This window comes from Devosia sp. A369 (assembly GCF_054489345.1).
This window is the reverse complement of record NZ_JBTMWV010000001.1, coordinates 126741-142071: the sequence shown is the minus strand read 5'-3', so window position 1 is coordinate 142071 and position 15331 is coordinate 126741. Positions and strand designations below refer to the sequence as shown.

Below are 15331 nucleotides of genomic sequence, written 5' to 3'. Positions count from 1 at the left end.
CCAAACACACATCTCGCCCCACCCCACGATGTCACCCCGGCCTTGAGCCGGGGCCCATCCTCGGATCGCGCCGGTGGATTCATCTCAGGATGGGTCCCGGCTCAAGGCCGGGATGACACCGCGTTTGGGACGGGTGAGGGGGCTCGCCGCAAGCGCCACGCGCTCCACTCAGATCAAAAAAAAGGCGGCCCGGAGGCCGCCTTTGGTGTTTCTAGCCTAGACCGAGGCGGCGCTGCCACCAGCCGGCTTTCTTCTTCGGCTCGGGCTGCTCCTCGCCTTCGGCTTCCGCCTTGGGGGCGGCGCTGGAGGTCACGACAACCCCCTCGGCCGGCAGTTCCTTCTTGGCGCGGCGCGGCTTGGGCGCTTCGGCCTCGTCAGCGGGTGTTGCCTCAGCCTGTGCAGCCGCAACCGGTGCGGTCTCAGCTGGCGCAGCTGCAACCGGAGCCGCCTTGGGGGCAGCCGGCCGGCGGGCTGGGGCCTTGGCGACGGGCGCGGCAGCTTCAGTCACCGAGTCAGCCGGAGCGGCTTCAGCGGTTTCGGCCTTGGGCTTGCGAGCCCGCGGCTTGCGCTTGGGCTTTTCCTCAGCGGCAGGCGCTTCGGCTTCAGCGTCGGCATCAGCCTCGGGCACTGCTGCGACCGGAGCCGATTCCAGCGGTGCGGACTCAGCGGTCTCTTCCACCTTCTTGCGACGGGTGCGCTTGGGCTTTTCGGCCGGAGCGTCGGCGGCGACCGGTTCGAGTTTGGCCACTTCAGGCGCAGCCTCGACGGCAACCGCTTCGGTCTCGGTGACCGTTACGCTGTCGTCCGACGTTGCGGCATTGGTGCCGGTCTCTTCACCATCGCGACGATTGCGGCGACCGCCACGGCGGCCCCGGCGACGGCGCTTGCGCGGCTCGTCATCGGACTGGGCATCGCCGGATGCCGGCGCGTCATTGCCCTCGTCGTCAGCGTCACCCTCGGCGTCGGCTTCGGTCTCGCTTTCGACGGCGACCGGAGCTGCAGCGCGCTGCGGCTGGGCGGTGGCGTCGTCGCTGCGTTCACCGCCACGACGGCGGCGACGGCGACGGCGACGGCCGTTTTCGCCTTCACCGGCTTCGGCGGGCTGCTCTTCGACTTCGGCCTCGACCTCGACTTCGTCGATCTCGTCCTCATCGGCGTCTTCGATGATGGCGCTATCAACCCGGACGTGCTCGGTGACGCGGGTGTCGGTGTAGGCCATGACGCGGGCTTCGCCCTTTTCGATGGCGAACTGGTGACCGGTCAACTTGCCGTCAGCGGTGATGGTGATCGACAGCTGATTGCGGATTTCCAGCGCGACCAGAGTCTCGCGCTTGAAGTTGAGGATGTAGAGCGCGACGTCGACCGGGACGCGGACGTTGATCGACTGGCCCTGGCGGCGCAGCACATGCTCCTCAATATGGCGCATGATCATCAGCGCCAGCGACTCGACCGAACGCACCAGCCCGGTGCCGTCGCAGATCGGGCACTTGTGGGTGGAGCTTTCGACGACGCCGAAGCGGATGCGCTGACGGCTCATTTCCATCAGGCCAAAGTGCGAAATGCGGCCAACCTGGATGCGGGCGCGGTCGTCCTTCAGGCAATCCTTGAGCTTGCGCTCGACGGCCCGGTTGGAGCGGTTCTCCATCATGTCGATGAAGTCGATGACGATCAGGCCGGCCAGATCGCGCAGGCGGAGCTGGCGGCTGACTTCCTCGGCGGCTTCCAGATTGGTCTGGAGCGCGGTGTCCTCGATATTGTGCTCCTTGGTGGAGCGGCCCGAGTTCACGTCGATGGAAACGAGCGCTTCAGTCGGGTTGATCACGATATAGCCGCCGGAGGGCAGGGTGACCGTGGGCGAGAACATCGAATCGAGCTGGGCTTCAATGCCATACTTGGAGAACAGCGGCTGATCATCCTTGTAGAGCTGCACGTTCTTGGCGTGGCTCGGCATGATCATGCGCATGAAGTCCTTGGCTTCGCGGTAGGCGTTGTCGCCCGCCACGAACACTTCATCGATGTCCTTGTTGTAGAGGTCGCGAATGGTCCGCTTGATCAGCGAGCCTTCCTCATAGACCAGGCACGGAGCCTGGCTCTTGAGCGTCAGCTCGCGCACGCTCTCCCACAGGCGCATCAGATATTCGAAGTCGCGCTTGACCTCGGCCTTGGTGCGCGAGGCGCCGGCGGTGCGCAAAATCACGCCCATGCCCTGCGGCACTTCCAGATCGGAGGTGATTTCCTTGAGGCGTTTGCGGTCGGCAGCGTTGGTGATCTTGCGCGAAATGCCGCCGCCACGGGCGGTATTGGGCATCAGCACCGAATAACGGCCAGCCAGCGACAGGTAGGTGGTGAGAGCCGCGCCCTTATTGCCGCGCTCTTCCTTGACCACCTGCACCAGCATCACCTGCCGGCGCTTGATGACTTCCTGGATCTTGTAGTGACGGCGATTATTGCTGGAACGACGACGCTCCGGCACTTCCTCAAGCGCGTCGGCGCCACCGATCGATTCGACCGGCTCGGAATTGACCGGGGCCTGTTCGATATGGCTGGCGTCGCCATCATCCTGCGGATCGGCGTCGGCGTCGGGCTCGGTGACGCCTTCCGGCAACGAGATCTCGTCGTCGTGGTGATCATCATGATGATCGTCCTCGGCCTCTTCGTCGCGCAGCAGGGCTTCGCGGTCGGCAACCGGGATCTGGTAATAGTCGGGGTGAATTTCGCTGAAGGCCAGGAAGCCATGGCGATTGCCGCCATATTCCACGAAGGCAGCCTGCAGCGACGGCTCAACGCGCGTTACCTTGGCGAGGTAGATATTGCCCCGCAGCTGGCGGCGCTGGGCCGATTCAAAGTCGAATTCCTCAAGGCGGTTACCCGCCGTAACGACAATCCGTGTTTCTTCCGGGTGGATGGCATCCACCAGCATTCTCTTGGTAGCCATAAAAGTGAACTCCGCGCGCTCGCGCGCCGACAAGAGGCCGCCGGATAGCCGGCATCCTTCTGGTGGCGCTGTGCGAGGCGAATGGTTTGGGGGGATTGGCGCGCAGAAGCTCTGCCTTGAGCGCGCGGGTATGTATGGTCACGGCCGGAAGATGCAGCGTGGCAAAACGGCAATCGGTAATCTCGATCGCGTCGCGTTCTGTCCGCTTGCGGGCCATCTGACCTCTTCCTATTGGGTTGCCTGACATCCAGGGATGAATGGCAACCGTCCGGTCCAGGGGGACCGAAATTTGTCGCGAAGCGCAGGATTTGCCGCTTCTGAACCAGTCTTCGGGGAATTTTCTCCGCCCCGTTGGCTGGCCACCTCCCGCGCCGCTGTCATTTGCCCGAGGGGCAACATAAAACTGGTTCCGCAAGAAGCATGCGCCTCCTGTTTAGCGTGTAGGGATGTTGCATCAGAATGGCAACAGGAAAGTCAAAATCGACACGCTCAAACCATTGTGTCGGAGGTTGTGTCGGGCGTTCTTGGCCCGCTGTGCAAATCATCGCATAAGAGCCGACGCGCCGTAGAATCGCCCGATCCGGGTGGCACAGGGCGCTGACAAGAATATGGGGCCGGTCTGCGCTTGTTGAAATCCCTTCGTTTGCTTGTTCTTCAGCTGGTGGTCGCCTGCGCTGTGCTTGGCGCGGTGCAGGCCCAGGACGTGCCCGCCGACGCTGCGCCGGTGGCGACGGCGCCGATTGCGCTGCCCAATGTCATGGATGTGCGCGTCTCGGCCACGCCGGAGCGGGCGCGGCTGGTGATCGATCTGGCGGACCGGACCGAATTCGCGCTGGTGTCGCTGAGCGACCCCGATCGGCTGGCCATCGATGTGCGGGCGGCGACCCTGTCGGTGCCGGAGCCGAATGGCGAACCGGCGGGCGAGGGCATGATTGCCGATTATCAGGTGGAGCAGGCGGCGCCCGACCGGGTGCGCACCACGCTGGTGCTGTCTGCGCCCGCACAGGTGCAGCAGGCCTATGTGCTCGATCCGTTCGAGGATCAGCCGGCCCGGCTGGTGGTGGATATCATCCCGGCGACGGCTGACGAATTTGCCGCCAATGTGGCGCGCGACCTGGCCGGCACGGTAGCGCCGGTCGCGACGGCGCCGACACCCGCCGGCGGCTCGGAACTGCCCATTGCGACGCGCCCGCTGGTGGTTATCGACCCCGGTCATGGCGGCATCGACAGCGGCGCGGAGACGGCGACGGGCATCAGGGAAAAGGACATCGTGCTGGCCTTTGCGCTGCGCCTGCAAGAATTGCTGGTGGGCTCGGGGCGCTTCGATGTGGCGCTGACCCGGCAGGACGATACTTTTCTGCGACTGGAGGAACGCGTGGCGCTGGCGCGGACCAACAAGGCTGATCTGTTCATCTCGATCCATGCCGACAGCTTCCAGCAGCCCGAAATCCGGGGCGCCAGCGTCTATACCAGGGACGAGAAGGCCACCGATGTGCTCGACAAGGTGCTGGCCGATAGCGAGAACAAGACCGACGTGATCGCCGGCTTCGCCATGCCGCAAATGGCGCCTGCCGTAGTGGATATCCTGCTCGATCTGATGCGGCGCGAAATGCGGCATCTCTCGTTCATGGCGGCACAGGCCATCGTGCATCAACTGGAGCCGAGCGTCGAACTGCGCCGCTTCCCAGTGCGGCAGGCCGATTTCTTCGTGCTGCAGGCGCCTGATGTGCCGTCGGTGCTGGTGGAACTGGGGTTTTTATCCAACGCCGACGACATGGCCAATCTGCTGCAGGGCCAATGGCAGGACCGTACCGCCGACGCGCTGGCGCGGGGCATTTCCACCTATTTCGACAGCCTGGCCCCCGACGAGTGATGTGATAATTCCGTCACGGGCTGCGCCAAGCGCCGGGTAACGCTCTGTCATGTCGGGCTTTTGATCCACTTTCGGGTCGCTGTCTGGTATGATTCTGCGGTGTGTCGGGCGCGCTCCGCAGGCGCCGCGTCGGATGGTTTTCGGCGGGCCGACGCTGGTCCGCCGCCGGAGAGAATGACTATATGCTGCGCTTGCTCGGCTGGATTTTTGGCTTTGGGATGTTCTTGGCGCTCGCCGGAATCGGCGTGGCGGCGGTGTATCTGACCTCGGTCGCCGCCCAATTGCCCGACTATACCGTGCTCAAGGACTACCAGCCGCCGGTGACGACGCGCGTGCATGCCGCCGATGGGGCGCTGCTGGCCGAATTCGCCCGCGAGCGCCGGCTGTTCCAGCCGATCGAAACCATGCCGCCGCTGCTGATCGAGGCGTTCCTGTCGGCCGAGGACAAGGAATTCTACAATCACGGTGGCATTTCCATCGATGGGGTGGTCCGCGCATTGCGCGACAATCTGCTGGCGCGGATGGATGGCAATTCGGCGATTCAGGGTGGCGGTTCCTCGATCACCCAGCAGGTCGCCAAGAATTTCCTGCTGACCAGCGAGCAGACCTGGGACCGCAAGATTCAGGAAGCGCTGCTGGCGATCCGGATTGAATCGACCTTCTCCAAGGACAAGATTCTCGAGCTGTATCTCAACGAGATTTTCATGGGCACGGTGGGCGGCCAGACCTATGGCGTGGCGGCGGCGGCGCTCAACTACTTCGACAAGGCGCTGTATCAGCTGACGCTGTCGGAAGTGGCTTATCTCGCCGCGCTCCCCAAGGGCGCCAATAATTACCATCCGTTCCGCAATCCCAAAGCTGCTGTCGAACGCCGCAACTGGGTGCTCGATAGGATGCAGGAGAATGGCTACGTCACCCCCGAAGAGGTGGCGGAGGCCCGCGAGGAGCCGCTGACCGTGGTGCCGCGCGCTTCGGGCAATCGGCTGTATTCGGCCGGCTATTTCACCGAGGAAGTGCGCCGCGAGCTGGCCAAGCTCTATGGCGAGGACCAGCTCTATGGCGGTGGTTTATCGGTGCGCACCACGCTTGATCCCAAGCTGCAGGAATATGCCCGCAAGGCGGTGATGGACGGGCTGATCGCCTTTGACCACACCAAGGGGTTCCGCGAGCCGGTGGCAAGCATCGAAATCGGCGAGGATTGGGGTCTGGATGTCGCCAAGGTCATCCCGCTGAATGACGTGCCCGAATGGCAGCTGGCGGTGGTGCTCGAGGTCGGGAGCAATGAGGCCCATATTGGCCTGCGCCCCGAAATCGTCGCCGGCGGCGGTGTCGCGGAAGCACGGCTGGAAGGCACATTGTCCGGCCCGGAAATCAAATGGGTTTCCAAGCCGGTGCAGGACATCTTTAAAGTGGGGGATGTGGTCTATGTCTCGCCGGTTGCGGGCAAGGATGGCATCTATACGCTCGAGCAAATCCCCGAAATCGAAGGCGCGCTGGTGGCGATGGACCCGCGCACCGGCCGCGTGCTGTCGATGGTCGGCGGCTTCTCCTACGCGTTGAGCGAGTTCAATCGCGCCACCCAGGCGCTGCGCCAGCCCGGCTCGTCATTCAAGCCCATCGTCTATGCGGCAGCGCTGGACAATGGCTATACGCCGGCCTCGGTGGTGCTGGATGCGCCGGTGGAGATCCGCAATGCCGATGGCTCGATCTGGCGGCCGGAAAACTACGCGCAGCAGTTTTATGGCCCGCAGACGCTGCGGCGCGGCATCGAGCGCAGTCGTAACGTCATGACGGTGCGGCTGGCTCGGGATATCGGCATGCCGCTGGTGGCCGAATATGCCAAGATGTTCGGCGTCTACGACACCATGCAGCCAGTGCTGGCGATGGCGCTGGGGGCCGGCGAAACCACCGATATGCGGATGACCGCCGCCTATGCCACCATTGCCAACGGCGGCCGCAAGATCGTGCCGACGCTGATCGACCGGATTCAGGATCGCTATGGCGCCACCGTCTATAAGCACGACCAGCGCCTTTGCCAGGGCTGCGTCGCCGAGGGCTGGAGCGGGCAGGGCGAGCCGCTGATCGTCGACAATCGCGAGCAGGTGCTCGATCCGATGACGGCCTACCAGATCACCTCGATGATGGAAGGCGTGGTGCAGCGCGGCACCGGCACCGGCGCCAAGGGGCTCAACCGCCCGGTGGCCGGCAAGACCGGCACCACCAATGACTACAAGGACGCCTGGTTCGTCGGCTTTACCCCGGAATTGGTGGTTGGCGTCTATGTCGGCTACGACCAGCCGCGCTCGATGGGCAGCTCGGTGACCGGCGGCAGCTTTGCCGTGCCGATTTTTACCGAATTCATGGCCAAGGCGCTCGCCGGCAAGCCGCCGACGCCGTTCAACGTGCCGCCCGGCATGAGCACGGCCTGGATCAACCCCAATTCCGGCGTCAAAGCCTTCGAGGGCGAGGCGGCGATTGAGGAAGCGTTCAAGCCCGGCACCGGGCCGAACCAGATGACCTCGGTGATCGGCGTCGACGTCAATGCCTATGATGCCGCCCTGCGCCAGCAGCAGATGCAGCAGCAATATGACTCGGGCTTTGCGCCGCAGCAGGGCACGCCGCAGCCGCAAACCGACGGCAATCGCCTGGTCTATGATCAGAATACCGGCCAGTGGGTGCAGCCCAATCTCGGGCGTGGCGGGCTGTTCTAGTGGGTGATTTCGTCGTCTATCCCGACGCCGCTTTGAGCCAGTGCGCACCGGCCCGGCCGGTCGATGCGGCCATGCTGGGGGCTGGGGAAGCTTTGCTCGCCGCCACGCGAGAAGCGCAGGCCTATGGTCTGGCGGCGGCGCATCTGGGCCTTGCCGAACCGCTGGTGGTGATCAGTGTGGCGACGGAGCTGAGCCAGCGCGACTATCGCGTGCTGTATAACCCCGAAATCATCCAGACCGCCGACGAGACGGCTGCTGGCATGGAGGGCTCGGTATCGCTGCCGGGCATCGAGGTTCCGGTGTTGCGGCCGATCTGGGCCGAGATCGCCTATGATGACGCCGATGGCGTGCGCCAGCAGCAGCGCTTCGATGGGTTTGTCGCCCGCGTCGCCCAGCATGAGATCGAGCAGATGAATGGCGTGTTCTTTCTCTCCCGGGTCTCGCGCATCAAGCGGGACACGGCCCTGCGTAAATTCGCTAAGTCGCAGCGCTAATAGAGGGGCCCGCGCCGTGGGCGCAGACCCGTAGTGGCGTCAGCCTCCCGGCATCACCGGCACGAAGACGAAATAGGGTGTCTTCGGGGTTTTGCCCGGCGGCACATAGCTGGGGGCAGGTTCGCCCGGCTCGCCCAGCGAGATGATATATTGGTGCAGCGAGCGGAGCTCGGACTCGTCGAGCACATGCACGTTGAACCAGGGCATGGGCGGCCGCGCCTCGAACGTCTGCAGATAGGTGACGAACTCGTCTTCCGAATATTTGGCGGCGACCAGACGCAGATTAGCGGCATAGGTGGTGCCCCAGGGGCCCTGGTAACCCACCGGGCTACCGATCAGCGCCATGGCGGGGTCCAGCACGCCATTGGCCTCGCCAAAGCCGGGGGTATGACAATCGTGACAGCCCCCGATCTTGGAAATCCGCTCCCCTTTGGCGACAGACACGTCCTGCGCCAGCGCGATTGATCCCATAGCCAGGACGGTCGCGCCGACGGTAATCAGTCTTGCAAACATGATTATACCTCCTCACAGGCGGGACGGATAATAGATCGGCGCCGAAGCGACGACAATGACATGCTGATGGGGCGGGTTGATCCCACTCTCCCGGTCCGCTAAACGGAGCGCCGTTACTGAAGGAATTGTCCAATGCGTACGGAAATCGAAAAGACCGTCGCCGAAATCGAGCAGGTTTTGACCCTGCTGAGGAGGCATCTTTGACTGGGATACTGCAGAACTTCGCCTCGACGCGCTGAACGCGCAGACTGAATCCCCCGATTTCTGGAATGATCCGGAAAAGGCCCGCGGCGCCATGCGCGACCGCGATGAACTCGACGTCGCGGTCAAAACCGTGCGCGAGCTGGAAGCCGGCATCCGCGACAATGTCGAATTGATCGAGATGGGCGAAGCCGAAGGCGACGCCGCAATCGTCAAGGAAGCCGAGAATGCGCTGCTTGAACTCAAGCAATCGGCACGCCGTCGCCAGATCGAGACGCTGCTCTCGGGCGAAGTCGACGCTAATGACTGCTATGTCGAAATCCACTCCGGCGCCGGCGGCACCGAGAGCCAGGATTGGGCCAATATCCTGCTGCGCATGTACACCCGTTGGGCGGAACGGCGGAAGATGAAGGTCGAAGTCATCGAAATGCACGATGGCGAAGAGGCGGGTATCAAATCGGCGACCATCCTGATCAAGGGGCACAATGCCTATGGCTGGATGAAGACCGAGAGCGGCGTGCACCGGCTGGTGCGGATCAGCCCCTATGATTCGGCGGCGCGCCGCCACACCAGCTTCTCCAGCGTCTGGGTCTATCCGGTGGTCGATGACTCCATCGACATCGAAATCCGCGACGCCGACCTCAAGGTCGACACCTATCGCTCCTCGGGCGCCGGTGGCCAGCACGTCAACACCACCGACTCGGCCATCCGCATCACCCACGTGCCCACCGGCATCGTCGTGGCCTGCCAGCAGGAGCGCAGCCAGCACAAGAACCGGGCAACCGCCATGGCGATGCTGAAGTCGCGGCTCTACGAGGCCGAATTGCAGAAGCGCGAAGAGGCGGCCAACGCCCAGGCGTCGAGCAAGACCGATATCGGCTGGGGCCACCAGATCCGCAGCTACGTGATGCAGCCCTACCAGATGGTCAAGGACCTGCGCACCGCCGTCGAAAGCGGCCAGCCGGCTTTGGTGCTGGATGGTGATCTGGATGAATTCATGGAAGCCGCATTGGCCCAGCGTGTTGGTGTCGCCACGGATGTCGTGTCGGATTAATCGAAGCTGGTGGGCCGGTGTGCTTGGCCCCACCCCACCCCACCCTCATTCCCTCCCCATCAAGGGGAGGGAGGCGCAGGTTGAGATGGCTGTGTTCATCGTCTCCCTCCCCCTTGTGGGGAGGGATCAAGGGTGGGGGTGCCCCACGCACCGCCCTGCGGAGAGAGCCGCCCACGGCCCAAAACTACCCCAGCAGCGCCAGCAGGCGCTTGCCGGCTTCGAGGAAGGCCTTGGGGTTGATCGGGTTGTCGGCCTTGCGCACTTCGAAATGCAGATGCGGGCCGGTGGAGCGGCCGGTGGAGCCGACCTTGGCGATAGGCGTGCCGGTATTGACCGCCTGGCCTTCGGCGCTGAGATAGCCGGAGAGATGGGCATAGCGGCTGATCAGCCCGTTGGCATGGGTGACTTCCACCACCTTGCCATAGCCTGACTTGGTGCCGACAAAGCTCACCACGCCCTTGCCGGCGCTGAACACCGTGGTGCCGCTTGGGGCGGCGAAATCGAGCCCCGAATGGAAAGCCCGGCCACCGGTGAACGGATCGGTGCGGTTGCCGAAGGTGGAACTCTGGCGAAAGCTGCCGGTGATCGGCATGTGGATCGGCGCGCCGTCGATACTGTCGCGCGCCACCTTGTAGCGCATCAGCGCCGCCATCACGGCATTGGCGTCATCGATCATCGGGGATGGCTCGGCATCGTCCAGCGCCGCCAGCAGCGGGCCGCCGACGCCATCCAGTTGCGCCGGCAGGGATACGCGAATGCCGAGGCCGGACAGTTCGGAGACGATGCTGTCGGTCCGCGCGGTGGCGGTTTCGGCAATGGAGGTCATGGCGAACTGGGTTTCGCCCATCATCTGGGCCACGGCGGCGGCTGTCGCATTGATATCGGGATTGCCGCCCGGGGTAAGGGCGGCGGTGTCAGGGCTGGCCATCGGCATGGCGGCGACCGCCTCGATGCCCAATTCGCCGGCTTTGTCGACCAGCACGCGCACCAGCTGATGCTGTTCGAGCAGCACGTCCTGCTGCTGGGCCAGTTCCTGCAACTGCAAATTGATGTCGCCGGCCTGCGCATAGCTGCGCGAATGCAAGCGGTCCACTTCCACCCGCAACTGGGCGATGCGGTTTTCGTAAGCTTCGATGACCTGTTCGTTCTGGCCGCTCAGCAGCTTGGAAATATCGGGCGAGAACAGGACGGCAGTGCCGAGCAGGCCGTTGCCGGCCAGCAGCAGGGTGAACATGCCGTAGAACAGGGCAGGGTGGACGCCGGGACGGCTGGGCTTGGCAGCTCCGCTATCGGAGCGCCCGAAACTGGCCTGGTTACGCACGCAACATACCCCGTGACGCCGAAGAACATGGTGAGCGGAGTATGACCCGCCATGGTTAACAAAGGCTATTTGTGAGGCGTGTCAGCGACATGGAGCGCCAGGGCATCGAGCATTTTCTGGGCGTGGCCGAGAATGCGGGTGGCGCGGATGATGCGGGCGACACGGCCCTCTTCATCGATGATGAATGAGGTGCGGATCAGCCCCATGAACTCGCGGCCATAGAGCTTCTTGAGCTTCCACACGCCAAAGGCCTCGATGGCCACATGATCCGGGTCGGCAGCCAGCGGCAGTACCAGATTGTATTTCTTGCGGAATTTGAGGTGAGTGGCCACGGTGTCGGGCGAAATCCCGACCAGCCGGGCGCCCAGTTGCGCGAAGGCTTCGGCGCGTTCGGAGAATTCGCGATTCTCGTCGGTGCAGCCGCCCGAATCGTCCTCGGGATAGAAAAACAGCACCACGGGCCGGCCGCGCTCGGCCGCCAGATGGAAGCTGGAGCCGTCATCCAGGGGTAGCGTGAAGTCTGGAGCAATGTCGCCTTCGCTCAAATCCGGCATGGAACCTGTCCTCAACTGGGGTGCGTGCGCGATAATGTGGGTGTCAGTGCCATATTGCAGCCGGTATCATTGGGCAAGTGACCGCCTTATGCGGTTGATTCTTGGGGTGCCAGAAATACCGGCAAAGCCTCGTTCTGGAAGCAAGTGAGCGCGTCAATCTTTTCCGCAGACCCAGCTGTTCCGCCGTCTGCGTTGCGCAAACGGCCACCTGCCAGGCACGCGGCCAAGCTCGCCGTGTGGGTGCTTGGCGTGCCCGCTGTGCTGTCGCTCCTGCTCTATCTGGTGCTGCTGATCACGCCGGTTCGGCTGCCTTTTGGCGGCCAGGCCGTGCGCTCGCTGGTGCAGTCCGCCATGCCGGCCTCATCGAGCCTTGATCTCGGCGAAATGAACCTGGCGCTGGAAAACGGCGTCTGGCCCGTCCTCCAGTTTACGCCGGTGCTGTTCACCGATGGCAAGACCGGCGCCCGGGTGGCGGTGGATGCGCTGGAGGTGGGGTTTTCGCCGGCCAGGGCGCTGTTCGGCCAGCCCGGCGCCACCGTGACCATCGTCCGGCCGCATATCCAGATGGTGCAGGATTTGTTCGGCCCGCGCCTCACCAGTTTCCAGCTGGTCAATGATCCTGAAATCGGCGCGACGGTGCGGGTGCAGGAGGGCGAAGATGCGTTCCCCAGCGTCGGCATTGGCGCCAGCGGCATCGACGTCGCCGGCAGTGGTCAGGCCGTGCCGATGCGGTCGGATAATGACTGGCTGATCTATAATCTGGAAGCCAGCGAGCAGGGCATTGCCGATATCGTCGCCCAGGCGGCGCAGGGGCGCTTTTCCAAGCTGGTGATCCGCGATGGCAGTGTGGCCATCAACGATGCCGTCTATGGGTTGTTCCGGCGCTTCGACAAGATCAATTTCGAGATCGGCCCCACCCCTGACCGCCGCAATACCAATGGTACGTTCTCGGCCGTGCTGGGGGGCCGCAAGATGACCGGCAGCCTGTCGCGCACCGTCGATGACGCGGGCAATTCCCGGCTCGAAGCCGATGTCACCAATATCGACTTCGCCGCCTTCCTGCCCTTTATCGACGATCCCACCAGCATGGCGGCGATGCGGGGCGCTGGCGCGTTGTCCATGGATATCAATTTCGAGCCGGCCGGCGGCAAGCTGGTCGATGGCCGGTTCAAGATCGACCTGACCGGCCTCGATCTGCGCATCGCCGACGCCTATTTCCCCGTCGCCAGCTCGATCATGGATATCGACTGGGTGCCCGAGGCGGGCCAGTTCGTGCTCAATGAGGCGGCGCTGCAGATCGGCCAGAGTTTCGCCTATGTCTCGGGCGTCTTCGCCATGGGGCTTGATGCCACCTATGGCCCCACCATCGGCATTTCGCTGAAGGCGCGGGACGTAGTCCTCCACCCCAACGATATGGACGCGCCGGAAACGCCCTTCGACAGCATGGTGTTTTCCGGCTGGTCGGCGCCGCTCTATGGCGCCATGGGCATTGATCGCTTCATCGCCCGCAAGGGTGACGCGACCGTCGAAACCACCGGCCGCATCGATCTGCTACAGGCCGGCCTTGGGCTGGACATGACAGTGGCCGGGCAGGGCGTCAGTGCTGACGACCTCAAGCGCCTCTGGCCCTATGTCATGGGCGGCGAGAGCCGGGACTGGTTCGTGGCCAATGTCACGGCCGGCGAGGTGAAGCAGGCGCGCCTCGATTTCAAATTCCCGGTTGGCACCATGAGTCTGGAAGGCGAGGACAAGCCGATTCCCACGGGCGGCATGCAGATCGACATGATCGGCACCGGCGTCGCCATCAAGCCCACCGTCGAAATGGACCCGATCGCCATCGACGGCGAGAGCCGGCTGCAGATCGATGACGCCAATGTCGTCATCTCGGCGACGGGCGGGCGGCTGGACACGGCGGCCGGCACGATCCGCGTCCGCAATCCGGCGCTGGTGATGGATAATTCCAATCCGGCCGAGAATATCCTCGAAATTTCCGGCGATATTGCCGGGCCGATCCCGGCGCTGCTCGACCTGATCAAGACCCAGCAGCCCGAGGCGCTGGCCAGCGCGCAACTGCCCATCGATCTGGCCGCCATCACCGGCTCGGTCGATCTGGGGCTGGTCGCCACCATCAGCCTTGCCGATGAAGCGAGCGGCCGGCCAATGGATCTCGACTATGTGGTCAATGGCACGGTTTCCAATTTCGCCAGCACCCAGCCGATTCAGGAGCGTCACATCGGCAATGGCCAGCTGGCGTTCAGCGCTTCCCAGGATGGCTACCAGCTCGGCGGCACCGCGGAGATCGACGGCATGCCGGCCGAAATCGAGATTGCCGGCACCCCCACCACCGATCCGAGTTTCCGCCTGGCCTCGACCATTGACGTTGCCGAGCTGGCAAAGATGGGCTTTGACGCCTCCGAATTCCTCTCCGGCCGGGTGCGCTTCGTGGCCCAGCCCCTCGCCGATGGCGCGTTGCAGATGGCGGTGGACCTCAAGGATGCGGCGCTGACCATCAAGGATCTCGGCATTCGCAAGGCCGCCGGCACCTCAGGCACGCTGAGCGCGACCATCAAGCCGGGCGCGGACGTGACCGAGCTCACCAATATCGACCTGTCCTTCGGCACCGTCCGCGCCGTGGGCGGCATCACCTATCACGCGACCAAAGGCTTGCAGCAGGCCAATTTCAGCCAGTTCGGGCTCAGCTCCGGCGATAATGCCCAGCTGGTGATGACGCCCATAGATGGCGGCTATGCGGTGCGCGTCAGTGGCAGCCAGCTCGACCTCAAGCCGATGCTGCGCCAGTTCTTCGGGCTGGGCGAAGGGGTGGGCGGCGTGCAATCGACCCAGTTCGACCAGACCATCGCGCTCACCGTCAAACTGGATCGGGCGCTGGGCTACTACGCCACCACCGCCTTCAACGTTGATCTCGACCTGCTGCTGCGCGGCAGCGACATGCGCCGCGCCAATCTGACGGCGCAGTTCAGCGACGGCAACGCCATCTCGGTCACCACCAATCCGGCGCCGGATGGGCGCACCCTGTCGGTGGCCTTCAACGACGCCGGCACGATATTACGCCTGCTCGGGGTCTATTCCCAGCTCGCCGGCGGCACCGGCAGCCTGGTGCTGACGACGCACCGGGCGGCGGATGTGGAAGCCGGGCAGTTGGTGATGCGCGATTTCGCCATTGTCGATGAGGCTAATGTCGCCCAGGTGCTGGGCAATCATTCCAATTCGCGCGCCGCCATCGCCCAGCAGAACCGGCTGGATTTCGACGTGGCGGAGGTGGATTTCCAGCGCCGCTCTGACCGCGTGGAAGTGACCAATGCCATGCTGACCGGCGATACGGTGGGCGGCACCATGCGCGGCTTCATCTACACCAATCAGCGTCAATACGACCTGACCGGCACCTATGTACCGCTGTTCGGGCTGAATAATGCCTTCCAGCAGATCCCGCTGCTCGGCCCCTTGCTGGGCGGCCGCCAGGGCGAAGGGCTGGTCGGCGTGACCTTTGCCGTGCAGGGGCCGCTGGACAACCCCCAGTTCCGCATCAACCCGCTGTCCATTCTGGTGCCAGGAGCGTTCCGCGAATTGTTCGAGTTCCGGGCGAAGGAACAGCCGCGCGGGGAGTAGTATGCATCGGTCATACCGGGTGCTATAATGGCCGTTCTGGAGGTGACT

9 protein-coding genes are annotated in these 15331 nt (G+C 64.0%); 5 read left to right on the top strand and 4 right to left on the bottom strand.

Going from position 1 to position 15331, the window contains the following annotated elements; genetic code table 11:
- Window positions 1-211: 211 nt before the first annotated feature.
- A complete protein-coding gene (locus ACX3OZ_RS00660; protein ID WP_459095348.1) occupies window positions 212-2935 on the bottom strand; it encodes an Rne/Rng family ribonuclease in 2724 nt (907 codons plus the stop codon).
- Between the two features lie 643 nt (window positions 2936-3578).
- Between ACX3OZ_RS00660 and ACX3OZ_RS00655 the strand changes: the two genes are divergently transcribed.
- The 3 genes from ACX3OZ_RS00655 (at window position 3579) to ACX3OZ_RS00645 (ending at window position 8013) form a co-directional block, all read left to right on the top strand.
- Window positions 3579-4808 carry an N-acetylmuramoyl-L-alanine amidase gene (locus tag ACX3OZ_RS00655; protein ID WP_459095349.1) on the top strand — a complete coding sequence of 410 codons (1230 nt, stop codon included), beginning with the start codon at window positions 3579-3581 and terminating at the stop codon, window positions 4806-4808.
- Between the two features lie 182 nt (window positions 4809-4990).
- Window positions 4991-7519, top strand: coding sequence for a penicillin-binding protein 1A (locus ACX3OZ_RS00650; RefSeq protein WP_459103635.1), 2529 nt, complete (start codon window positions 4991-4993; stop codon window positions 7517-7519).
- Window positions 7519-8013 carry a peptide deformylase gene (locus ACX3OZ_RS00645; RefSeq protein ID WP_459103634.1) on the top strand — a complete coding sequence of 165 codons (495 nt, stop codon included), beginning with the start codon at window positions 7519-7521 and terminating at the stop codon, window positions 8011-8013. The genes ACX3OZ_RS00650 and ACX3OZ_RS00645 overlap by 1 nt, the downstream gene beginning before the upstream one ends.
- A 39-nt stretch (window positions 8014-8052) precedes the next feature.
- On the opposite strand, the gene ACX3OZ_RS00640 is transcribed toward ACX3OZ_RS00645, so the two are convergent.
- Window positions 8053-8526, bottom strand: coding sequence for a hypothetical protein (locus ACX3OZ_RS00640; RefSeq protein ID WP_459103633.1), 474 nt, complete (start codon window positions 8524-8526; stop codon window positions 8053-8055).
- Window positions 8527-8658: 132 nt separating this feature from the next.
- On the opposite strand from ACX3OZ_RS00640, the gene prfB reads away from it, so the two are divergent.
- A protein-coding gene (gene prfB, locus ACX3OZ_RS00635; RefSeq protein ID WP_459095353.1) for a peptide chain release factor 2 occupies window positions 8659-9781 on the top strand; the annotation gives its coding sequence in 2 pieces (ribosomal slippage) (window positions 8659-8727 and window positions 8729-9781; 1122 coding nt in all).
- A 184-nt stretch (window positions 9782-9965) separates the two neighbouring features.
- On the opposite strand, the gene ACX3OZ_RS00630 is transcribed toward prfB, so the two are convergent.
- Window positions 9966-11102 (bottom strand): M23 family metallopeptidase, encoded by a 1137-nt coding sequence (locus tag ACX3OZ_RS00630; protein ID WP_459095354.1) that lies wholly within the window; start codon window positions 11100-11102, stop codon window positions 9966-9968.
- A 65-nt stretch (window positions 11103-11167) separates the two neighbouring features.
- A complete protein-coding gene (locus ACX3OZ_RS00625) occupies window positions 11168-11656 on the bottom strand; it encodes a peroxiredoxin (RefSeq protein ID WP_459095355.1) in 489 nt (162 codons plus the stop codon).
- A gap of 249 nt (window positions 11657-11905) precedes the next feature.
- Between ACX3OZ_RS00625 and ACX3OZ_RS00620 the strand changes: the two genes are divergently transcribed.
- Window positions 11906-15283 carry a hypothetical protein gene (locus tag ACX3OZ_RS00620; protein ID WP_459095356.1) on the top strand — a complete coding sequence of 1126 codons (3378 nt, stop codon included), beginning with the start codon at window positions 11906-11908 and terminating at the stop codon, window positions 15281-15283.
- Window positions 15284-15331: the final 48 nt, after the last annotated feature.

What these genes read in the sequence shown, in the direction of transcription:
- ACX3OZ_RS00640 (WP_459103633.1), bottom strand. Translation starts at nt 8,526, where the DNA reads ATGTTTGCAAGACTGATTACCGTCGGCGCGACCGTCCTGGCTATGGGA.
- ACX3OZ_RS00650 (WP_459103635.1), top strand. Translation starts at nt 4,991, where the DNA reads ATGCTGCGCTTGCTCGGCTGGATTTTTGGCTTTGGGATGTTCTTGGCG.
- ACX3OZ_RS00625 (WP_459095355.1), bottom strand. Translation starts at nt 11,656, where the DNA reads ATGCCGGATTTGAGCGAAGGCGACATTGCTCCAGACTTCACGCTACCC.
- ACX3OZ_RS00660 (WP_459095348.1), bottom strand. Translation starts at nt 2,935, where the DNA reads ATGGCTACCAAGAGAATGCTGGTGGATGCCATCCACCCGGAAGAAACA.